Source organism: Streptomyces chrestomyceticus JCM 4735 (assembly GCF_003865135.1).
Taxonomy (GTDB): Bacteria; Actinomycetota; Actinomycetes; order Streptomycetales; family Streptomycetaceae; genus Streptomyces; species Streptomyces chrestomyceticus.
Genome location: NZ_BHZC01000001.1, coordinates 7,399,316 through 7,419,706 on the forward strand (window position 1 = coordinate 7,399,316; position 20,391 = coordinate 7,419,706).

22 protein-coding genes are annotated in these 20,391 nt (G+C 73.2%); 7 read left to right on the plus strand and 15 right to left on the minus strand.

The annotated features are described in order from the left end of the window. Nucleotides 1-7: 7 nt before the first annotated feature. Both EJG53_RS32395 and EJG53_RS32400 read right to left on the minus strand, forming a co-directional pair. Nucleotides 8-2,707 carry an ABC transporter permease subunit gene (locus EJG53_RS32395; protein WP_125047911.1) on the minus strand — a complete coding sequence of 900 codons (2,700 nt, stop codon included), beginning with the start codon at nt 2,705-2,707 and terminating at the stop codon, nt 8-10. After that, a complete protein-coding gene (locus EJG53_RS32400; protein WP_125047912.1) occupies nt 2,704-3,258 on the minus strand; it encodes a hypothetical protein in 555 nt (184 codons plus the stop codon). Before EJG53_RS32400 ends, EJG53_RS32395 begins: the two co-directional genes overlap by 4 nt. A gap of 113 nt (nt 3,259-3,371) precedes the next feature. Between EJG53_RS32400 and EJG53_RS32405 the strand changes: the two genes are divergently transcribed. From EJG53_RS32405 to EJG53_RS32425, 5 genes are all read left to right on the plus strand, one after another. Then, a complete protein-coding gene (locus tag EJG53_RS32405; RefSeq protein ID WP_244955429.1) occupies nt 3,372-3,923 on the plus strand; it encodes a hypothetical protein in 552 nt (183 codons plus the stop codon). Continuing rightward, entirely contained in the window at nt 3,901-5,232 is a 1,332-nt protein-coding gene (locus tag EJG53_RS32410) for an ABC transporter substrate-binding protein (RefSeq protein ID WP_125047913.1), read from the plus strand. Before EJG53_RS32405 ends, EJG53_RS32410 begins: the two co-directional genes overlap by 23 nt. Nucleotides 5,233-5,686: 454 nt before the next feature. After that, nucleotides 5,687-6,733, plus strand: coding sequence for a hypothetical protein (locus tag EJG53_RS32415; protein WP_244955430.1), 1,047 nt, complete (start codon nt 5,687-5,689; stop codon nt 6,731-6,733). A gap of 71 nt (nt 6,734-6,804) precedes the next feature. Beyond that, a complete protein-coding gene (locus tag EJG53_RS32420) occupies nt 6,805-6,975 on the plus strand; it encodes a hypothetical protein (RefSeq protein ID WP_030019458.1) in 171 nt (56 codons plus the stop codon). A 53-nt stretch (nt 6,976-7,028) separates the two neighbouring features. After that, entirely contained in the window at nt 7,029-8,039 is a 1,011-nt protein-coding gene (locus EJG53_RS32425) for a helix-turn-helix transcriptional regulator (protein ID WP_125047914.1), read from the plus strand. Here EJG53_RS32425 and ctaD read toward each other — a convergent pair. From ctaD to EJG53_RS32480, 11 genes are all read right to left on the minus strand, one after another. Next, nucleotides 7,954-9,678, minus strand: a complete 1,725-nt coding sequence (ctaD, locus tag EJG53_RS32430; protein WP_125047915.1) for an aa3-type cytochrome oxidase subunit I — start codon at nt 9,676-9,678, stop codon at nt 7,954-7,956. The two genes, EJG53_RS32425 and ctaD, sit on opposite strands and share 86 nt — an antisense overlap. A 197-nt stretch (nt 9,679-9,875) precedes the next feature. Continuing rightward, a complete protein-coding gene (locus EJG53_RS32435; RefSeq protein ID WP_031008978.1) occupies nt 9,876-10,151 on the minus strand; it encodes a gas vesicle protein K in 276 nt (91 codons plus the stop codon). Nucleotides 10,152-10,182: 31 nt separating this feature from the next. Continuing rightward, nucleotides 10,183-10,404 (minus strand): gas vesicle protein, encoded by a 222-nt coding sequence (locus EJG53_RS32440; protein WP_125047916.1) that lies wholly within the window; start codon nt 10,402-10,404, stop codon nt 10,183-10,185. Continuing rightward, nucleotides 10,401-11,228 carry a GvpL/GvpF family gas vesicle protein gene (locus tag EJG53_RS32445; protein ID WP_244955431.1) on the minus strand — a complete coding sequence of 276 codons (828 nt, stop codon included), beginning with the start codon at nt 11,226-11,228 and terminating at the stop codon, nt 10,401-10,403. Before EJG53_RS32445 ends, EJG53_RS32440 begins: the two co-directional genes overlap by 4 nt. Then, complete coding sequence (locus tag EJG53_RS32450) at nt 11,225-11,548, minus strand: gas vesicle protein (protein WP_125047917.1); 324 nt, start codon at nt 11,546-11,548, stop codon at nt 11,225-11,227. The genes EJG53_RS32445 and EJG53_RS32450 overlap by 4 nt, the downstream gene beginning before the upstream one ends. Continuing rightward, entirely contained in the window at nt 11,545-12,720 is a 1,176-nt protein-coding gene (locus EJG53_RS32455; RefSeq protein WP_125047918.1) for an SRPBCC family protein, read from the minus strand. The genes EJG53_RS32450 and EJG53_RS32455 overlap by 4 nt, the downstream gene beginning before the upstream one ends. After that, complete coding sequence (locus EJG53_RS32460; protein WP_125047919.1) at nt 12,713-13,396, minus strand: DNA primase; 684 nt, start codon at nt 13,394-13,396, stop codon at nt 12,713-12,715. Before EJG53_RS32460 ends, EJG53_RS32455 begins: the two co-directional genes overlap by 8 nt. A 155-nt stretch (nt 13,397-13,551) precedes the next feature. Then, nucleotides 13,552-13,797: a gas vesicle protein GvpG gene (locus tag EJG53_RS32465; protein WP_125047920.1), complete on the minus strand. Its 246-nt coding sequence runs from the start codon at nt 13,795-13,797 to the stop codon at nt 13,552-13,554. Between the two features lie 3 nt (nt 13,798-13,800). Then, nucleotides 13,801-14,541 carry a GvpL/GvpF family gas vesicle protein gene (locus tag EJG53_RS32470; protein ID WP_125047921.1) on the minus strand — a complete coding sequence of 247 codons (741 nt, stop codon included), beginning with the start codon at nt 14,539-14,541 and terminating at the stop codon, nt 13,801-13,803. After that, nucleotides 14,538-14,969 (minus strand): gas vesicle structural protein GvpA, encoded by a 432-nt coding sequence (locus EJG53_RS32475; protein WP_030019468.1) that lies wholly within the window; start codon nt 14,967-14,969, stop codon nt 14,538-14,540. The genes EJG53_RS32470 and EJG53_RS32475 overlap by 4 nt, the downstream gene beginning before the upstream one ends. Continuing rightward, complete coding sequence (locus EJG53_RS32480; protein WP_125047922.1) at nt 14,966-15,286, minus strand: gas vesicle protein GvpO; 321 nt, start codon at nt 15,284-15,286, stop codon at nt 14,966-14,968. Before EJG53_RS32480 ends, EJG53_RS32475 begins: the two co-directional genes overlap by 4 nt. Nucleotides 15,287-15,686: 400 nt before the next feature. Between EJG53_RS32480 and EJG53_RS32485 the strand changes: the two genes are divergently transcribed. Next, a complete protein-coding gene (locus EJG53_RS32485) occupies nt 15,687-15,902 on the plus strand; it encodes an I78 family peptidase inhibitor (protein ID WP_125047923.1) in 216 nt (71 codons plus the stop codon). 117 nt (nt 15,903-16,019) lie between these two features. Here EJG53_RS32485 and EJG53_RS32490 read toward each other — a convergent pair whose 3' ends face one another. Both EJG53_RS32490 and EJG53_RS32495 read right to left on the minus strand, forming a co-directional pair. Then, on the minus strand, nt 16,020-17,042 hold the full coding sequence (locus tag EJG53_RS32490; protein ID WP_174856492.1) for a phosphatase PAP2 family protein: 1,023 nt from the start codon (nt 17,040-17,042) through the stop codon (nt 16,020-16,022). Between the two features lie 265 nt (nt 17,043-17,307). Next, a complete protein-coding gene (locus tag EJG53_RS32495; protein WP_125047924.1) occupies nt 17,308-18,534 on the minus strand; it encodes a mannosyltransferase family protein in 1,227 nt (408 codons plus the stop codon). A gap of 212 nt (nt 18,535-18,746) precedes the next feature. Here EJG53_RS32495 and EJG53_RS32500 point away from each other — a divergent pair, with 212 nt between their 5' ends. Further along, nucleotides 18,747-20,366 carry an MFS transporter gene (locus EJG53_RS32500; protein ID WP_125047925.1) on the plus strand — a complete coding sequence of 540 codons (1,620 nt, stop codon included), beginning with the start codon at nt 18,747-18,749 and terminating at the stop codon, nt 20,364-20,366. Nucleotides 20,367-20,391 lie beyond the last annotated feature (25 nt).

Here is a 20,391-nt window from a genome sequence, read left to right on the forward strand (position 1 = left end):
CGGGCGTTCACGGACGCGGCTCCGCCAGGACGCGGTGGGCGGGCCCGCGCGTCACGATCCGGCCCGCCGCCATCGCATAGACCGTGTCGGCCAGCCCGGCGACCAGGTCGAGGTCGTGCTCGACGACGAGCAGGGCCGTGCCGTCGGCCGCCACGGCGCGCAGCACGACGGCGAGCGCGGCCACCTCCGCGCTGTCCAGGCCCGCCGCGGGCTCGTCCAGCAGCAGGGTGCGCGGGCGGCCGGCGAGGACGCGCGCCAGTTCGACGCGGCGCAGGGTGCCGGTGTCCAGCCCGGCGACGGGCGCGGCGCGCAGCGGCCCGTCGAGAGAGAGCAGGTCCAGCGCCCGGCCGGTGGCGGCGGCCGGGTCCGGTACGCCGCTCTGCTCGGCGCCGACCCGGACGTTCTCGGCCACGGTCATCCCGTCGAACACGGCGAGCTGCTGGAACGTCCGGGCCAGCCCGAGGCGGGCCCGGACGTGCGCGGGGCGGTGGGTGATGTCCGTCCCGTCGAGCAGCACCCGGCCCGCCGTCGGGCGCAGGGTGCCGCACAGACAGTGGAACAGGGTGCTCTTGCCCGCCCCGTTGGGCCCGATGAGCGCGGTGATCCGGCCCGGCGCGACGGTCAGGTCGACGCCGTCCAGGACGGTGAAGCCGTCGTAACGGGCGCGGAGGGAGCGGGCGGTGAGGCGGCCGGTGGAGGAGGGGGACTTTGCTACGGGAGGTGGCTTCGTGGCGGGGGGCGCGGGTGCCTTCGGGGCGGGGCGACGAGGTTCGGGGGTGCCGGCCCCGGGCGTACCGCTACGGGTCGTACACCCCTCACGCCCTCGCGCCGACGCCACCCTCGCCCGCACCCGAGCCCCCAGCGGAGTCAGCCGCGGCTCCGGCGCGCCGGACAGGCGGGCCACGGCCTCGCGCAGGGCGGCGTACGGGCCGCTCGGCAGCCGGCCCGCGAGCACGGCGAGCACGCCGACCACCGCGGCCGCCGCGCCTCCTCCGGCCCCCGAGTCCAGGCCGACCAGCAGGACCGCGGCGGCGAGCGCCGCCAGCAGGCTGTCGGCGCCCAGGACGAGTACGGCCGCGAACCACAGCAGGCCGCGTACCGGGTCGTAGGACGCCGGGTCGAAGGCGCGCAGCGCCATGCCGAGCATCCCGCCGCCCAGTGCGGCCAGGGCGGCGCCCACCGTGAAGGCCGCCAGTTTCAGGGCCGGTACGGGCACCCCGGCGGCGGCCGCCCCCGGCTCGTGGTCGCGCATCGCGGCCAGCGCGCGCCCGGTACGGCCCCGGCGCAGTGCCGCCACCCCGAGCAGCGCGAGGCCGAGCAGGGCCAGTTCGAGGACGTAGTACGCGCGGTCGCCGCCGAAACCGGCGGGGCGGTCGAGGGAGAGTCCGGCGGTGGCGTACGGCTGGGCGAAGACGAACCGGCTGACGGCGACCCCGAAGGCGAGGGTGGCCAGGGCCGTCGCGAGGCCGTGCCGCCGCAGCGCGGGCCAGCCGGTGAGCAGTCCGAGCGGTGCGGTCAGCAGGACGGCGAGCAGCAGGGCGGTCAGCCCGGGGACGGCCGGCAGGCCCGGGAAGCGGCCCGCCGCGAGCAGTGCGGTGAACAGGGCGCCCAGCCCGGCGTACGCGGCCTGCCCCAGGGAGATCTGGCCGCCGCGCCCGGTGACCACCACCAAGGAGAGCAGCACCACGGCGAGCGCCGGTACCTGTACGGAGGCGCGCAGGTCGCCGTAGGCGAAGCCCAGGGGCAGCAGGAAGAGGATGCCGCAGACCAGCCAGGCGCGGCCGTCGTGGTCGGGCAGCCGGACGGTGCGCAGGGCCGGTGCCGTGCCGTGCGGCGCGTCCGGCAGGGCGTGGGGGACGCCGAGGCCGCGCAGGGTCAGGGCGGCGGCCAGCAGGGCCACGACGAAGAGGTTGGCGCCGACGGCCTGGACGAGGGGTTCCAGGCTGCCGCCCGGGTGCAGCCGGGTGAGCTGGCTCTGGGCGACACCGATGGCCAGGGCCACGGCCACCGCCACCGGCAGGCTGCGCAGCCCGGCCGCCACCGCGACCGCCATCACCTCCATGACGAGCAGCGGCAGTCCGTACGGGTCCAGGCGCAGCAGCGGAGCCAGCAGGACGCCCGTCAGCCCGGCGGTGAAGGTCCCGAAGGCCCACCCGGCGGCGGCGACCCGGTCGGCGTCGATGCCGCCGAGGACGGCGAGCGGGCGGTTGTCGACGACGGCGCGCAGCTCGCGGCCGAAGCGGGTCCAGCGGGTGACGGCGGCGACCCCGGCGGCCAGGGTGACGGCCGTGCCGAGCTGCGCCCAGGGGTCGTCCGGCAGCAGCGCGGGCGCGTCCGCGCGCGCTCCCGGTCCCCACAGCAGTCCCGCGGCGCCGACCAGCAGGACGAAGACGCCGAGGGAGGCGACCAGGGTGCGGGCCGGGCCCGTACCGCGTACGGAGAGCGGCCGGAAGACGGCGCGGTCCAGGGCCAGCCCGATGCCGGGCGCGACGAGGAGGAGGGTGACGGCGGCGGCGGGCGGCAGCGGCCAGTTCCAGCCGACCACCAACTGCCGCAGGACATAGGCGCAGACCATGGCGACGGCGCCGTGCGCGAAGTTCAGCACGCCGGTGGCCCGGTAGGTGACGATCAGTCCGATGCCGGTGAGCGCGGCGGCGCTGCCCACCGCGAGCCCGGCCAGGGTGAGGTCGTACGAGAGCGAGCTCACCGTTCCGGTCCGGGGCGCGGGTCGTCCGGTTCGCAGACGGGGCAGGGCGCCGGAGGGGACGCGTCCGCTTCCGGCGGTCCGCCGACGGCGGGGCGGGCGTCCGGCCGCCCGGCCACGAGCGGGCAGCCGGGCCGGTGCAGAAGCGTTCCGCCGGGCACGGTGAGGGGCGGACCGGCCTCCGTGTCCCGCCTCTCCCGCACGGCTGCGGTCCCGCCCGTCGCCGTCGCGCTCCCGCCCGTCGCCGCCGGCTCCCCGCCACCCGCCGCCGCGTCCGCGTCGTCGGCCCCGTACGCCACCAGCAGCCCGTACAACTCCTCGACGCGCGTCGCCGCCAGCCCCTGGTCACCCCGCGCCACCAGCACGGCCCCCGCGACGATCAGGGCGGCGCCCGGGATCGAGCAGGAGGCCAGGAACGGGATCTGGCGCTCGGCGAACCGCTCGCCGGAGACGCCGTACCAGCCCGCCGCGCACAGCACCGCCCCGCCCGCCAGCGCCGCCCAGCCGCCCCACGGGGCCAGCCGCGCCCCGACCCGTGTTCGCGCGTTGCGCATCACGCCCCCTCGCGGCTTCCGGCGAATGCCTGCACTATGCCCTGTGGGAACAGCACCTAGAAGGCTTGTGCCAGACCGGCCTCATGCGGTCGCGACGACAGGCGGTGGTGTACATGACGGTCCGTGGGGGGCGTGCACGGCGGGTTCCGGCGCTGGTGGCGGCGGTGCTGCTGGTGACGGCGGCGGCGGGGTGCAGCGACGCCGAGGACGGCGGGCAGCGCGCGCCCAGCGGGGCGTCCTCCGCCCCGAAAGAGAGCGGTACGGGAACGGCGACCGCCGGTTCGCCGTCCTCCTCAGGCGACGCCCCGGCCGACCCGGCCGCCGCCGAGCGGGAGATCAAGGAGAACTGGCAGAAGTTCTTCGACCCGAAGCTGTCCAACACGGAGAAGGCGAAGTACCTCCAGAACGGCGAGGAACTCCAGTTGCTGCTGGAGGCGTTCAACGGCGACCAGCGGGGGCGGCAGGTCGCGGCGCAGGTGTCCGCCGTACGGTTCACCTCGGCGACCACGGCCGACGTGACGTACAGCCTCACCCTCAAGGGCGCCACCGCGCTGCCGCACGCCAAGGGCGCCTCCGTGTACCAGGACAAGGTGTGGAAGGTGGCGCTCAAGACCCTGTGCGCGCTGGTGGGCATGAGCGGCAATGCGGACGCGCCGGGCTGCTGAGGCGGCCGGTGCGGCCGTCTCGGCGCTGCTGCTCACGCTGACCGCCGCCTGCGGCAGCAGACTGCCGGAGAGCGACTTCGAACACCGCGGGACCGCGCCCGCCACCGGCCGGGCGCCGGAGCCGATCGTCGTCGGGATCATCACCAGCGCGACGAGCCCGGTGGGCGGCGAGGCGTTCACCGGGCCCCGGGACGGCGCGCTCGCCTATTTCGCGGCGCTGAACGCGCGGGGCGGCGTGCACGGCCGGCCGGTGCGCGCGGTCACCTGCGACGACGGGGGCAGCGGCGTCGGCAACAACGAGTGCGTACGCAAACTCCTGACGGAGGACAAGGCGTTCGCGCTGGTCGCGACCACCGCGCTGGACTACGCGGGCGCGTCCCGGGTCTCCGGCGCGGGCGTCCCCGACATCGGGGGACAGCCGGTCGGCGCCGCGTACGACACGTATCCGCACCTGTACGGGATCTACGGGAGCCGGGCGCCGCGGGACGGCAAGGCGGCGGGCTGGGGCGGGAAGCTGTACGGCGGCACGGAGGTCTACCGCTACTTCAAGCGCGTGCAGCGGGCCCGCACCGCCGCCGTCGTCTCCTACAACCAGGCGGCGTCCGCCGCGTACGCCCGGCTGATCGTGCGCGGTCTGGAGGCCGAGGGGTACGAGGTGACCACCGAGCAGGTCGACTTCGCGCTGCCCAACTTCCCCGCGGTCGCCGCCGGGCTGCGCGACCGGGGGGCCGACCTGGTCTTCGACGCGATGGACACGCACGGCAACGCGCGGCTGTGCGAGGCGATGGACGCGGCGGGCGTCCGGCCGACCGCGAAGGTCACGAACGTACAGAACTGGTCGGACACGGTCGCGAAGGACTACAAGGACTCGCCGGGCTGCCGCAACGCCCTGTGGGCCACCGGGGCCAGCCGCAACTACGACGATCCGGGGAGCGGGCCGGGCGGCGCGGCGGTACGGGACTTCCGCGCCGGGATGGCCCGGTACGCCAAGGGGAAACCGCTGGCGCAGTGGCAGCTCGAGGGGTGGGCGGCCGCGATGTGGTTCGCCGACGCGGCGCGGTCCTGCGGGCAGCGGCCCACCCGCGCGTGCGTGGAGCGCTTCGTCGGCCAGGGCGCGCCCTACACCGCCCGTGGCCTGCTGCTTCCCGCCGCGTTCCGGCCGCAGGCCGAGCCGCCGGCCACCGACCGGACCTGTCTGTCGGTCGCCCGCTGGCGCGACGCGGCGCGGGGCGGCCGGGGCGGCTGGGTCACCCAGGCCGACATGGACACCACCTGCTTCACCGTCCCCCAGCTTCCGTACCGGCCCTGAGAGCCCGGCCGTCACCACCGGCCCGGACCGCCGGTCCGGGGAGACCGGCGGGGCGAGCCGGTGGCTGCACACCTCGTGACGGGACGCCCCGGGACGGCATAACTTGTGGCGTTACAGCACGGCACAGAACCGACGATCAACGGTTCGGGAAAGTTCCTCGACGCCGCTACCGATGTCCTAACTCTTTCGGAACAAGTTGGCCAAACGCCTCAACCCGGAACCCGGGAGCGCGGTCCAACCGTTCAACGGGGCAACAGCGGGACTCGTCCGCGGCGACCAAGGGATACGGGGACGGAATACGGGGACGGATGCACAGCTCATTCCTGATTCACCACGCCCACGGCACCGGAGGGACGGTCCGGACCGGCGCCCGGCGGACGCGACCCCGCCCGGAGCACGGGGCGTACGCAACCAAGGACGCGGCGCAGGCCGCTGTGAGAGGGGTGCGGAGGGTATGAACGCGTCGACGCAACTGCCCGTGACGGGCGCCGGGACGGCCGGTCCCGGAGCCGTCGCTCCTGTGCGGGCCGAGCCCACGGCCCCCGCCGGGCCGGACGCCACGGCCGGCGGCCGCGGTGCCCGCACGGCGGCCGGGGCCGCCCAGCCGCTGCGCGCGGACTGCATAGCCGACTCCGCCGGCGGCCTGACCTTCGACATCACCACCCCGCAGGGCACCAGGCCGGTCTGGAGCGCGGCGCTCGTCCTCAGCCCGCGCGACGGCGGCGCCGACGAGGAGCTGCGGCTGCCGCTCGGCCCGAACGGCTCCGGGTGCCTGCGGGCCGTCCTGCCCAGCACCGTCGCGCTCCCCGAAGGCCGTTGGAACACCTACGCCGACCTCGGCGACGGCCGCGGCCCGCAGCGGCTGCTGCCCGGCGTCACCGAACTGAGCCCGCTGGTGGACCGCCGCCCGCTGGCCGGGATCGGCCGGCTCGGCGTCCGCATCCCGTACGCCACCCGGTCCGGCAGCCTGGCGCTGCGGAGCTGGCTGCGCGGGCCGCACGCCGAGGCCGGGGACGTCCTCGTCGACGCCGCCGGGGTGACGGTGGCGGGCCGCCTCTACGGCGCCGCCCTCGGCCCGGGCGCCCGCGCCGAGGCCACGATCCGCCGCGGCACCCCGGAGGCGGCCGGTCCGGACTCCCGCGTCACCGTCCCGCTCACCGGCGACGGCCCCGACTTCGTCTTCACCCTGCCGCACGCGCGGTTCGCGGAGCGCTGGCAGGGCGGCAGCGAACGCTGGGACCTGTGGCTGCGGGTGACCGGGGAGGCCGAGCCGGTCCGGATCGCCCGGCTGCTCGACGACGTACCGGAGAAGGCGGAGACCGTCAGCCACCCGGCGCGGTCCGCCGGCCGCCCGGCGGGCCGGCTGCGCATCGGCCCGTCGTACACCCGCGACAACGACCTGACGGTCCGGGTCACGGGCCAGGAGGCGGACGGGACGGACGTGCGGGAAGGGGCCGACGGGTCGGGCGGGACGGATGGCCCGGGCCCGGCCGGTTCTTGACCGGACCTCATCAGACAGCGCGCATAACACCGCACGCCGGGGGCACTCGGTGCAGCGGAGGTGCGATACACATGGTTCCTGTCATTCTGGTACTGCTGCTGGCTCTGATTCTTTTCGGCGCGGGTTTCGCGCTCAAGGCACTGTGGTGGGTGGCCGTCGCGGTGCTGGTCGTATGGCTGCTGGGCTTCCTGTTCCGTTCGACGGGCGCGGGCGGTGGTCGCACGCGCTGGTACAGGTGGTGAGCCGGGAGAGACGCGGACCGTAGCTGTCCGCATGTGCTGCCAGACTGCCCGGCATGGTGGAAACCTCGGCACGACTGCTGCGACTGCTCTCTCTCCTGCAGGCACACCGCGAGTGGACGGGCGCGGACCTCGCCGACCGGCTCGGCGTGACCCCGCGCACCGTCCGCCGTGACATAGACCGCTTGCGAGAACTGGGTTACCCCGTCCACTCGGCCCCCGGCACCGCCGGGGGCTATCAACTGGGCGCGGGCGCCGAACTGCCACCGCTGCTCCTCGACGACGAGGAGGCGGTGGCAGTCGCCGTGGGGCTGCGCACCGCGACGGCCGGCGGCGTCGAAGGCATCGAGGAGACCTCCGTACGGGCCCTGGCCAAGCTGGAACAGGTACTGCCCCACCGGCTGCGCCGCCGCGTCGGCGCCCTCAACGCCTTCACCGTGCCCATGCTCGGCGCCGCAGGCCCCCGGGTCGACGCCGCCACCCTCACCGAACTGGCCAACGCCTGCCGGGACAGCCAGCGGCTGCGCTTCGCCTACGCGAGCCACGACGGTACGGTCAGCCGCCGCACCGTCGAGCCGCACCGGCTGGTGTCGGCGCAGCACCGCTGGTACCTCGTCGCCTGGGACGTGGACCGCGCCGACTGGCGGACGTTCCGCGCCGACCGGATCACCCCCACCCCGCCGCACGGCCCGCGCTTCACCCCGCGCCCCGGCCCGGCCGACGATCTCGCCGCGTACGTCTCGCGGGGCGTCTCCACGGACGCGTACGCCGAGCGCGCCACCTTGGTGCTGCATGCCACCGCCGAGGAGGCCGCCCAGCAGATCGGCCCGTCCGTCGGCGTCGTCGAACCGCTCGACGACCACCGCTGCCTGCTGCACACCGGCGCGCACCGCCTGGACGTCCTGGTGATCCACGCCGCCCTGCTGGGCTTCGACTTCGAGATCCGGGAACCGGCGGCGCTGGCGGACGCGGTACGGGAGATCAGGGACCGGCTGACCCGGGCGCTGACCCCGGCTCCGGCCGCGCCTCCGGCGTCCCCTGCGGTTCCGGGGCGTCCGGCGGGCTGAGCCGCACGATCTCCGGATGGTGCAGGTCGAAGGCGGGCGACTCCGAGCGGATGCGCGGGATGGTGAGGAAGTTGTGGCGCGGCGGGGGACAGGAGGTCGCCCACTCCAGGGAGCGGCCGTAGCCCCACGGGTCGTCCGCCTCGACCTTCGTGCCGTACTTCGTCGTCCGCCAGACGTTGTAGAGGAACGGCAGGGTGGACATGCCGAGCAGGAAGGCGCCGACGGTCGAGAGGGTGTTCAGCGCGGTGAAACCGTCGGCCGCCAGATAGTCGGCGATCCGGCGCGGCATCCCCTCCACACCCAGCCAGTGCTGGACGAGGAAGGTGGTGTGGAAGCCGGTGAACAGCGTCCAGAAGTGCAGCTTGCCCAGCCGCTCGTCGAGCATCTTCCCGGTGAACTTCGGCCACCAGAAGTAGAAGCCGGCGAACGTCGCGAAGACGACCGTGCCGAAGACGACGTAGTGGAAGTGGGCGACGACGAAGTACGTGTCGGTGACGTGGAAGTCCAGCGGCGGCGACGCCAGGATCACCCCGGTCAGCCCGCCGAACAGGAAGCTCACCAGGAACCCGACGGCCCACAGCATCGGTGTCTCGAAGGACAGCGAGCCGTGCCACATCGTGCCGATCCAGTTGAAGAACTTCACTCCCGTCGGCACCGCGATCAGGAACGACATGAACGAGAAGAACGGCAGCAGCACCGCGCCCGTCGCGAACATGTGGTGCGCCCACACCACCACCGACAGCCCGGTGATCGCCATCGTCGCGCCGATCAGCATCACGTAGCCGAAGATGGGCTTCCGCGAGAAGACCGGGATGATCTCGGTGATGATGCCGAAGAACGGCAGCGCGATGATGTAGACCTCGGGGTGCCCGAAGAACCAGAACAGGTGCTGCCACAGCAGCGCCCCGCCCCACTGGGCCTCGAAGACCACCGAGCCGAAGCGCCGGTCCGCCTCCAGCACCAGCAGCGAGGCAGCCAGCACCGGGAAGGCGATCAGCACCAGGATCGAGGTGAACAGCACGTTCCAGGTGAAGACCGGCATCCGGAACATCGTCATGCCCGGCGCGCGCATCCCGATGATGGTGGTGAGGAAGTTGACCGAGCCGAGGATGGTGCCGAAGCCGGACAGCGCCAGCCCCATGATCCACATGTCGGCGCCGATGCCGGGGGAGCGGACCATCGAGTTCAGCGGCGCATAGGCGGTCCAGCCGAAGTTCGCGCCGCCGGTCGGCGTCAGCAGGCTGGCCAGCACGATCAGGCCGCCGAAGGCGAACAGCCAGTACGACAGCATGTTCAGCCGCGGGAAGGCCACGTCGGGCGAGCCGATCTGCAACGGCATGATCTCGTTGGCGAAGCCCGCGAAGGCGGGGGTGGCGAACAGCAGCAGCATGATCGTGCCGTGCAGGGTGAACGCCTGGTTGAACTCCTCGTTCGTCATGAGCTGGAGCCCGGGGCGGGCCAGTTCGGCCCGCATCAGCAGCGCCAGCAGACCACCCACCAGGAAGAAGCCGAACGCGGTGACCAGATAGAGATGGCCGATCTTCTTGTGGTCGGTGGTGGTCAGCCAGTCCACCACCACCGCGCCGGGCCGCCGCGCCCGCACCGGCCCCGGGCTCGCGTCCACGGTGTCCGTACCCATCTGCGCCACCTCGTTCGCCAAGAGACACCGAAGCGGCCGGCACCCGCCGGCGCGCCCGGGAAGTCGGTAATCGACGTGCTGGATGTGCTGTCCGTGCTCGGGCTCAAGCCATGATGGCCGTCCCGGCGCGGTCGCGCGAGAGGGTCTGCGCAGCCCGGCCGGATCATTGCGGCGGGCCACCGGCGCGGCGCGGGGTCTCACTCCCGGGGCAGCAGCGGGCCCAGCGGGCCGAGATCGAGGTTGAGTTCGTCCTTCCCGATGCCGTACCGCTCGCACAGCTCGCCCATCCGCCGCTCCAGCAGCATCAGCGTCAGGCCGATCCGTTCCTCCTGGTCCTCGGAGAGATCGCCCTGGTCGACGCGGCGCAGCGCCTGGCGCTCCATGAGCTGGTGCAGCAGTTCCACCACCGTCAGCACGAGCCGCACCAGGTCGCGCTCCACGGTGTCCTCGTCCAGTTCCACACGCCGGCTCACGGCGCCACCTCCTCCTCGGGTTCCTCGGACGTCACGGCTCCAGCTCCTCGAACGGCGAGGGGACGGTGGCGTTGACCGAGCTGATCAGGGCCCGCAGGTCGATCCGTACGAGATCCACGTCGGCGATGCGCAGGGTCAGGTCGCCCACGATCACCGCACCGCCGCCCAGCAGCCGGTCCAGCAGGTCCACCAGCGCGATCTGCCGCTCGGCCAGCGGGTTGTCCGGCTGCGGACCGGGCGCCGGGGACGTCATACCGCACCGGTCCCGGGGTCTCCGCCCGCCTCCGGGGGCTGCGGCGGCTGCGCGAAGGAGTACGGGGCCCACGGGCCGGTCAGCTCGATCCGCAGCCCCGGGCTGCGGTCCGCCAGCTCACCGACCAGGCCCGCGAACGTCCCGGCCTGCTCGCGGGGGATCAGATAGGCGCCGTTGAGCACGTTGCGGCCGCTGACCCCGGACAGCCGGGCGTCCTGCGGGCGGTGCAGCCGGCTGCGCTCGGCGAACTTGTCCAGCGCCTCGTGCGCGGCGCGGGCCAGCTCGTCGGCGCGCCGCTGGTTCTGCTCCTGGGCCTGCCGGTGGGCGAGCCGCCGGCGCAGGAAGTCGCGTCCCGAGCCGTCCGCGGCAGCCCGGCGGTCCGAACCGCCCGCGGGAACGGCGGGCTTGGCGGCCCCGGCGTCCTCGACGTACGCCTTGACGCCCCACTCCATCCGGCCGTCCAGACTCACCAGCGCGCTCAGGAACTCCTCGGCGCGCTGTGCGAGGACCTGCCGGACCCCGCGCGGGTCACGGTGCACCGTCACCAGGCGCAGCGGCAGCACACAGAACTCCGCGGCCGCGGTGTCCACCACGCTGCGGTGCGCCCGGGCGGTCCGCTCCAGCCACGCCAGGTCCTCCAGGTGGGTGCGGAGCGCCTCCTCCTCGAAGTCGGCGGCCGGCACCCGGGAGACCAGGGCGGCCAGCGCGCCCTCCGTGACGGTCTCCACGGGTGCGTCCGCGACGCCGAGCAGTCCGTCCGGCGGTCGGCAGCCGGCCCGGGCGACGGCGTAGGTGTACATCAGCTCGGCGCCGTGCGTACTCAAGTGATCTCCTCTCGCGACTCCTGCTCGCCCTCCAGGGCGGCGATCCGCTCGCGCAGCCGTTCGTTCTCCTGGGCGAGCTCGCGGCGCCGGGCACCGGAGGAGAGCGACGGATCGTCGCGCCACCAGTCGATGCCCATCTCCTCCGCCCGCTCGACCGAGGCCACGATCAGCCGCAGCTTGATCGTGAGCAGCTCGATGTCGAGCAGGTTGATACGGATGTCACCGGCGATGACCACGCCCTTGTCCAGGACGCGTTCGAGGATGTCGGCGAGGTTGGCGCCGCCGTTCGAGCCGTACGGGGAGGGCACTTGGGAACTCATCGGGCCGGCTCCGGCTCCCGCTCGTCCTCCTCGGAGTACTCGGCGTCCGCGTCCTCGTCCTCGGCTTCCGGTTCCTCGTCGTACTCGTCCGCGGCGTCCTCCTCCTCGGGGCCGGCCTCGTCGTCGTACGCGTCCTCGGGCTCGTCCTCGGCTTCGTCGTCCTCGTACGCGCCCTCGGCGTCGTCCTCGCCCTCGTCCTCCGGTTCCCCGGATTCCTCGGCGTCCTCGTCGTCGTACGCGTCCTCGGCGTCCGGCTCCTCGTCGGAGTCGTCGCGCTCCTCCTCGTACGCGTCCCCGGACGGCTTGCCCGCGCCCTCGGTGTCCTGCTCTGTTCCTTGCTCGTCGCGCTCCTGCTCCTCGCGCTCGACGGCCTCGTCGTGGCCGACGACGACCTCGCCGTCCCGGATCTCGCCGCGCCACTCACCGGTCGCCTCGCCGCGCATCATCACGAAGCGGCGGAAGTTCTTCAGGTCGAGCCGGGCACGGCGGCCCTGCGCCCGCCAGATGTTGCCGGTCTTCTCGAACAGGCCCTTGGGGTAGTACTCGATGACCAGCAGCACCCGGGTGAGGTTGGCGGCCAGCTCGTGGAAGGTGACGACGCCCTTGAGGGTGCCCTTGGCGCCCTCGGAGGTCCAGGCGATGCGCTCGTCGGGGAGCTGCTCGGTGGTGTGCGCCTTCCAGCTACGGGTCGACCAGAAGATCTTGGCGCGCCAGTTGGAGTCGGTGTCGTCCGCGGACTCCACCCCCTGCACCCCCTTGGCGAAGGTGCTGAACTCCTGGAACTGCGTCCACTGGTTGTACGCCTCGCGCAGCGGCACGCCGACGTCGACGTCCTCGCTGATCGTGACGAACTTGCCCTTGCCGCCACCGCCCTTGCGCTTGCCGGTGAGCTTGCCGACGGCGCCCTTGACGGTGTTCTTGGCGGTGTCCTTGACCGCGCCCTTGAGGGTGTCCTTGATCACCGGGCCGATCAGGCTGTCACTGCGCCCCTCGGCCACGTCCGTGAGCCGGGTGGTCGCCTCGCCGAGCCGCTTGCCGGTGGACACCAGCAGGCGCTGGGCCTGCGCGGCGGCGAACGAGACGGCTTCTTCCTTGAGGCGGTCGACGGCCGGGTTGCCGGCCACGGTGTCCTTGACGGCGGCCATCGGACCGCCGGACTTCGTGTCAGCCACGGTCCTCACCTCCGCTCCGGCGGGTACCGGCGCGGGCCGTCTTCTTCGCGGCCGAGGCGGTCTTCTTCGGCGCGGCGGCCGCCTGCTTCGCGGGCCGCTTGCGCTTGTCCGGCGCGGCCTTGGCGCCGGAACCGGAGCCGGTGCCGGACCTGGCACCGGACTTGGCGGGGGCCTTCGAGGACCGCGCGCCCTGCTTCTTGGCGGCGCCGCGTCCCTCACCCCCGGACTTGCGCGCCCCGCCGCGGCGGCTTCCCGGCGCGCTCTCCTCTTCGCTGTCGTCGTCGGACGCTTCCTCGTCGTCCCGTCCGCCGCCGGTCACGCCGCGTACGGTGTCCGCGGCCTTGCCGCCGACCTCGCCCGCGTCCAACTGGTCGCGCACGTTCAGAGTCCGCTCGTGCAGGCTGTCCGCCAGGGAGTCCAGGCGCTTGGTGACCAGCGCACCGGTCGCCGCCTTGCCCACTCCCTTGAGGTCACCGCGCAACTGCTCGCGCAACTCCTTGAGCTGCGGGTTGGCAGCTATCTGGTCGTTGACCAGAGAGATCAGTTGCTGCGGGCTCAGATTCAGGCGCTTGCCCAGGACCATGCTGCCGATACCGATGGCGAGCTTGGCCTTCTTGGTGCGGCCGAGCAGATAGCCTCCGGCGACGGCCAGCACCAGTGCCGGCCGGTTCTTCATATCGGGGATCTCCTCCGTGTAGGTCGCGCCCGTCCGCCGTCCCGGTGAGGGCCCGGCGTCCGGCGCGAGTTTCGGGGATCTCGTACTGTCCGGGTGGACATCTCGTCAGGTCGTGGGGGCCGCTCCGCGGGGGAGGGACCCGGGGGCCGGGGCGCTCACGCCCCGGACTGCCGCTTGCGCAGCTCTTCCAGCCGGTCCAGCAGCGCGTCCTCGCGCCGGTCGAACTCGGCCTCGTCGATCTGCCCGTTGTCCAGTTGCTCCGCCAGTTCCCGCAGTTCGCGCTGGACCACGGCCGGGTCGTAGTACTGCCGCTCGGCCTCGGTGAGGACCTGCCGCAGCACCCAGCCCGTCCCCCGTACGGGAGCGGCCGGGAGCAGCAGCAGTTCCTTGATCAGGCCCATCGGTCACTCCGCGGCGGCGGACTCTAGCGGGCGGACGAAGCTGTACGGCGGGAGCGGCCCGTTGACCAGCAGCTCCAGGTGCGGGTGGTCGGTGCCGAGCTGGTCGGCGGCGTCCAGGAACGCGGCCGCGTCCTCGCGCCGCATCAGGAAGGACAGGTTCACCAGCCAGCCGGAGCCCTCGGGCCCGGGGCAGGACTGCTCCGCCTTCGGCACCAGCGCCGCTTCCACGGTGTGCGCGTCGGCGACCTCGCGGGCCCGTACGGCGTTGGCGACCAGTTCGCCGAGCCGCAGCTTCTGCTGGTACGCGCCGCCGCCGGCGGCCTGGTTGGCCTCGTTGAGGGCGCGGATCTCCGGCTCCTCCGTCAGCACCCGCCGCAGCACGTCCTCCTCGCGGTGGGCGGCCTTGACGTTGTACTCGACCCGTCCGTTGAGATCGTCCAACTGCGCCTTGTAGTGCTCGGCGTGCTCGGCCAGGACGTCCTGGACCGCCTCGTCGTTGTCGGAGAGCGAGCCGAAGCGCAGCGGCAGCACCGATCCGTCCGCGCCGGCCTCGGTCAGGACGTGCTGGTGGGCGAGGAGGTCACGGCGCTTGGGCCGCAGCTTGTCGGGGCAGTCGCTGACGATCGCGGCCAGGTCGCCCTGGCGGACGATGCGGACCGGGCGCGGCGGGTCGCCGATGCCCAGGATCTCCTGCTCGGGCTTCGGGTGGTCGGCGCGGGCGATGCCGTAGACGTACGTGCTCACTCGCTCTCCTCCTTCTTACGGGAGGTGGTGCGCCGCGGCCTGCGCTGCGGTTCGCCCTCGCTCTCGGCCTTGTCCCGCCCCGAGCCGATCGCCTCGGCGAAGGTCTCGGCGGCGCCGGAGAGCGCGCCCTTGGACTTGCCCTTGGCGCCGGACTCGGTGACCTGGCCGACGACGTCGGGCAGGCCGGGGCTCTTGTTGGCGCCGGTCTCCAGGTCGAGGCGGTTGCAGGCTTCGGCGAAGCGCAGATAGGTGTCGACGCTGGCCACCACCACACGGACATCGATCTTGAGGATCTCGATACCGACCAGTGAGACGCGGACGAACGCGTCGATCACCAGGCCGCGGTCGAGGATCAGCTCCAGTACGTCGTAGAGGCCACTGGTGCCGCCCCCGCCCCCGGACTGCTGTTGTGCCGGGACAACGGTCATGACTGTGGTCTTCCTCTCGCACGCTCGTAGCGGCTGACGCGCCGGTAGCCCGTGAGCATTCCGTCCGGGTCGAGCGAGACCTCGTACAACGCCATGAGGCTCATCGTCTCGGGGACCCGGGCGAGCTCCAGCACCTCGGTCTCCAGGACCCAGCCGTCCTCGGTCCTCTCGAACCGGGACACGGTCTCGGGGGTCAGGCCGGTCAGCTCGGCGAGCTGTTCCCGTGCCGACCGCAGGAGTTCCGGTGCGCTGGGGCGGGCGGACGCCGCTCGTTGGTTGTTGCTCTTGTCCGGTGTGTTCGCTGTGTTGTCTCCCATGGGCTCCTCGGCATCAGCGAGTACCGCACGGCGGTGGAGTCAAACCCGTCCACCGGCACCGATGCTCGCGAAATATGCTGCGGCGGCGTGCCGTCGGCCCATTTCCGGTAGATCGGACACCGTAAAAAAGAAGGAATAAAACGGCTGCTGACGGGGAATTAATTCCGGCCGCTCCCGGCGGGCCCGGAACCGGCCGCCGACGGGCGATCACGGCCGAAATCAGGCCGTCCCCGATTCCCACCCGGTTGGTGCAGTGCCCGGCTCGTACGGGTGACGGAATCGAGGGCAAACACGCGCTGTCATGCTGTGACAGAAGTGTGACCAAGGGGGACCGGGCGGGTACGCGCGTATGGCACCCCGGCCCTTCCACCTGCTGTGCGGTACGCCTACGGTGGCTGCCATGGCACCCGTACCGAACTCCCCTTCCGAGCCCGACGACGACCCCGGGACCTACGTCGGGCTGGCGCAGCAGGCCGCCGAGGAGCGGGCCCGCGCGCACGGCTGGACCACGGTCCGGTCCCTGGCGCCGGGCGCGATCATCACCATGGAGTACCTGGGCGGCCGCCTGAACTTCGAAGTCAAGGACGGCACCGTGACCCGTAGCTGGAAGGGCTGAGCGCGGGCGGCGGACCCGGACAAAGGCGACGGCCCCGGCGCTCCGGAAGGAGCTGCCGGGGCCGTCGGCCGCGCGGGGGAGGGGCTGTGCGTACCGTCCCCGCGGGTCCGGTGGCGGTCAGCCGCCGCCGGTGCGGCCGCGGACCGGGGCCGGGGCGAGCGGCGCGGTGCGCGGCGCGCGGTCGGCGTGCGGCGGGCGCCGGCTGCCGGTCGGGGTGACCGGGGTGCGCTCCGAGCGGACCGCGTGCGGTCGCGGCGGATGGTGCGGTCGGCCGTCCGCGGCGCGGGTGGCGGCGCCGGGCCTGGCGGCGCCCATCGCGTCCCGGACCAGCACCTCTTCCTCCGGGGCCGGCCGCGGCGCGGACAGGCCGCCGCGGGCGTGCGCCGGGACGAGCGGTGCGGGCGCCGGCAGCCAGCGGGCGCGCAGTTGCCGCCACAGGGCCGTCAGCCGGGCCTCGGCCCATTCCACCCCGGGCTCGAACCACGGCAGCGCGAGCAGCACCAGCAGTCCGGCGGCCCAGCCCAGCAGCACATCGCTGACCCAGTGGGTACCGAGGTAGACGGTGGTCATGCCGACGCCCAGGGCGCCGAGCGCGGCGATCACCGAGAGTGCGCGGCGGCGCAGCGGAGTGGTCGCCAGATAGGCCAGGACACCCCAGGTGACGACGGCGTTGGCGGTGTGTCCGGAAGGAAATATATCGCCGCCCAGCCACATCTCGTTGGCGCCGATGGTGGTCGCGTAGTGCGGGCCGAGCCGGCCCATGCCCAGCTTGGCGGCGCCCGCGGTGATGTTGAGCAGCAGCAGCGAGGTGCCCAGCACCAGCAGCGGGTGGAGGTTCTTGGTCCGCCAGCAACGCCAGCCCAGCCAGGCCGCCACGGCGACCGCGGTGGGGCCGCGCTGGCCCAGCACCACGAAGTAGTCCAGGAAGGCGTGGATCTCCGGCCACTGCTTGTACGGCCGGAAGAGCATGGCCTGCCAGTCGAAGGTGACCAGCCATGAGGTGGCGAGCACACCGGCCACGATCGCCACGTACACCGCGAGCGTGCCCCCGAACAGCCACCAGCGGGTCCGGGTCATGCGTGACGGCGGGCGGTCGGGCGGGTGCTCCTCCATCTGGTCGAGCTTGTCATCGGTACGCACTCAATCGACGTTACCGCGTGTGATGTCGGTGCTTGGTCAAACTGTGAGCTTTGTAATGACGATGTGATGTGCAATCTGTCTCAAAGGTGACTTTGGCCAAGGGATTTCGGAAGGAATTCAACGGCCGTCGGATTGCCTCCGGGCGGAGTGTCGAAGGAGGTCCCGAGAGGCTTCTTTCCAATTCGCCGGAGCAGTTTATCGCCGATTCGCACGGGTGTCGCGGTCCGTTTCCCCGCGCGGGCGCCGACGGAGGGGAATCCTCCGTTCACGGCGGGCCCGAACCGTTCAGCCAGAACGCCCCGTACACCGCCGACCCCGCGCTGACCAGGGCCGTCAGCGTCCAGGCCGCCGCCGGACGCCACCGCGCCAGCCCGGCGGCGAGCGGCAGCAGCAGCGGATAGGCGGGCATCATCAGGCGCGGCTTGGAGCCGAAGTACCCCTTGGCCGTCAGCGCCAGCAGCAAGACGGCCCCGCCGTAGACGAGCAGCGGCAGCGGTTGCCCCCGGCGCGCGCCCAGCACGTACAGCCAGACCACCAGAGCGACACCGGCCAGCAGCCCGAGGCCCGCCGGAAAGCCGAGGTCCCACAGGAACGAGGCGAAGGCCGCGCCGCCGTCGAAGCCGTTGCCCCAGCCGCCCTGGACGTCCAGATACGCGGTGAGACCGCCTTCCCGGACGCCCACCCAGAGGAAATAGCCGCACCAGCCGAGCGGCGCCAGCAGCACACCCAGCAGCATCCGCCGGTGCCTGCGCAGCCGCGGCCGGGCGCCCGGCCCGCCGTCCTGCGCGCCGTCCGGTCCGCGGCCCGGCCCGTCACCCGTCGCCCGGTCCCGCCACAGCGTCACCGCCGCGGTGATCCACACCGCCGCGACCACCGCGGCCCCCACCGGCCGGGTCAGCCCCGCCAGCGAGGCCAGCACCCCCGCGGACACCCACCGCCCGGTCAGTACGCAGTACACCCCCCACGCCGCGAGCGCGGTGAACAGCGACTCCGAGTACGCCATCGACTGCACGATCCCCACCGGCAGCGCCGCCCACAGCGCCGCCAGTGCGACACCGGCCCGCGGCCCGTGCAGCCGCTCGCCGGTCAGGTACAGCGCCCAGGCGGCGGCGAGCGACGCGAGCCAGGACACCGCGAGTCCGGCGTCGGCGGCGGACAGGGACGTCACGGCGGAGAGTCCGCGCTCCAGCCACGGCAGCAACGGGAAGAACGCCAGGTTCGAATGCACGTCCCCGTCGGCGAGCTGGACGCTGTAGCCGTACCCCTGCTCGGCGACCCGGGTGTACCAGAGCGAGTCCCAGCGGGCGGTGAGCAGCGTGTGCCAGCTCTTGCCGTGCGCGGCGGACCAGGCCGCCAGTACGACGAGCCCCAGCGCCCGGATCGCGGCGTACACCAGCAGGGCGGGAGCGGCCCGGCGGAGCGCGGAGCGCGGCCGGTCGGTCCGGACGGGGCCGTTCCGCTCCGGCCCGCGAAAGGGGGCAAGATCGTTCATCCGGCCGATTATCCCGTGGCCGGAGTCCGCCGCCCGTCAACGGGTATGGGAACCGCCGGGCCCTGCGACGAGCGTCTCATCGTGGGGTGAGCCACGCGTCACGTCACGCGACTCGCGTAGTCTGACGTCTCAACTCGCCCGTCCGCCGGTTCAGCCGGAGCGCCTCCCGCGCCCCGGCACGCGGCCGCGAGAGCATGACAGGAGGTACGCGAATGTCCGGGACGACCACGTCCGGCAGCGAGCGGACGGCGGGTGTTCCCCGGCATGGAGGTGGCGGCGCCAACCGCTGGACCGTACTGGTCGTGCTCTGCGTCAGCCTGCTGTTCGTCGCGCTGGACACCACCATCCTGTACGTGGCGGTGCCGTCGGTCACCGAGGACCTGCGTCCCGGGCCGGTGGAACTGCTGTGGATCGTGGACATCTATCCGCTGATCGCGGCGTCCCTGCTCATCCTCTTCGGCACGCTCGGCGACCGGGTGGGCCGCCGGCGCATCCTCCTGCTGGGATACGGCCTGTTCGGCGCGGCCTCGGCCGCCGCCGCGCTGGCCCCCAACCCGCAGACGCTGATGATCGCCCGCGCCCTGCTCGGCATCGGCGGCGCGATGATCATGCCGGCCACGCTGTCGATCCTGCGCCAGGTCTTCCCCGACCGGCGCGAGCGGGCGGTCGCCATCGGCGTGTGGAGCGCGGTGGCCGCCGTCGGCGCCGCCGTCGGTCCGGTCCTCGGCGGCTTCCTCGTCGAGAACTTCTGGTGGGGCTCGGTCTTCCTCATCAACATCCCGATGATGGCGGTCATGGCCCTGATAGGACGCTGGCTGCTGCCGGAGTCCCGGGGCGAGCGCAACGGGCCCTGGGACACCGTCGGCGCCGTCGTCGCGGCGCTCGGCGTGCTCGGTGTCGTCCTCGGCGTCAAGCGCATCGGCAGCGGCGAGTCGCTGCTCGGCCCGACCACGCTGGGCTCCATCCTGGTCGGTGTCCTGCTGCTCATCGTCTTCGTACGGCGCCAGCGCAGGCGCGAGCATCCGCTCATCGACGTGCGGCTGTTCGCCCGCCCGGCCTTCGGCACCTCCGTGGGCTGCATCGTGCTGGCGATGCTCGCCCTCGTCGGGCTGCAGCTCATAGCCGTCCAGTACCTCCAGCTCGTCCTCGGCCTGAGCCCGCTGGAGACCGGGCTGCGGATGCTGCCGCTGGTCTTCGCCGCGATGGCCGCCGGGCTCACCGGCTCCAAGGTGCTGCAGGCCGTCGGGCCCCGGGTGATGGTCTCGCTGGGCTTCGTGCTCACCGCCGCGGCCGTCCTCTGCCTGACCGCGATGGACGAGACGGACCGCCCCTGGCTGCTCGTGCTGGGCTTCGTCCTGCTCGGCTTCGGCTTCCAGAGCACGCTCTTCGGCGCCTACGAGTCGATGCTCAGCGAGGCCCCCGCCGACCAGGCGGGCGGCGCGGCGGCCATCGGCGAGACCTCCTACCAGCTCGGCGCGGGCATCGGCGTGGCCCTGCTCGGCAGCGTCATGAACGCCGCCTACGCCCCGGGGCTGGCCCACGTGGACGGCGTCCCGGACCGGGCGGCCGCCTCGGCCGCGCACTCGCTGGGCGAGGCGTACAAGGTCGCCTCCTCGCTCGGCGGCACGGCGAAGTCGGTGCTGCGCGACGCCGCGCAGGGCTCCTTCGTGCACGGACTGCACGTCACGCTCGTCACCAGCGCCGTGCTGCTGCTGGTCGGCGCGGTGATCGCGCTGCGGCTGCCGCGGCGGGCCGCGGACGCGGGGGACCGGACCGACAGCGAGGGGACGCACTGCGGCTCGGAGCCGGCGCGCGCGAACACCGGACAGTAGCGGGAGCCGCGGGAATCAAGGGGAG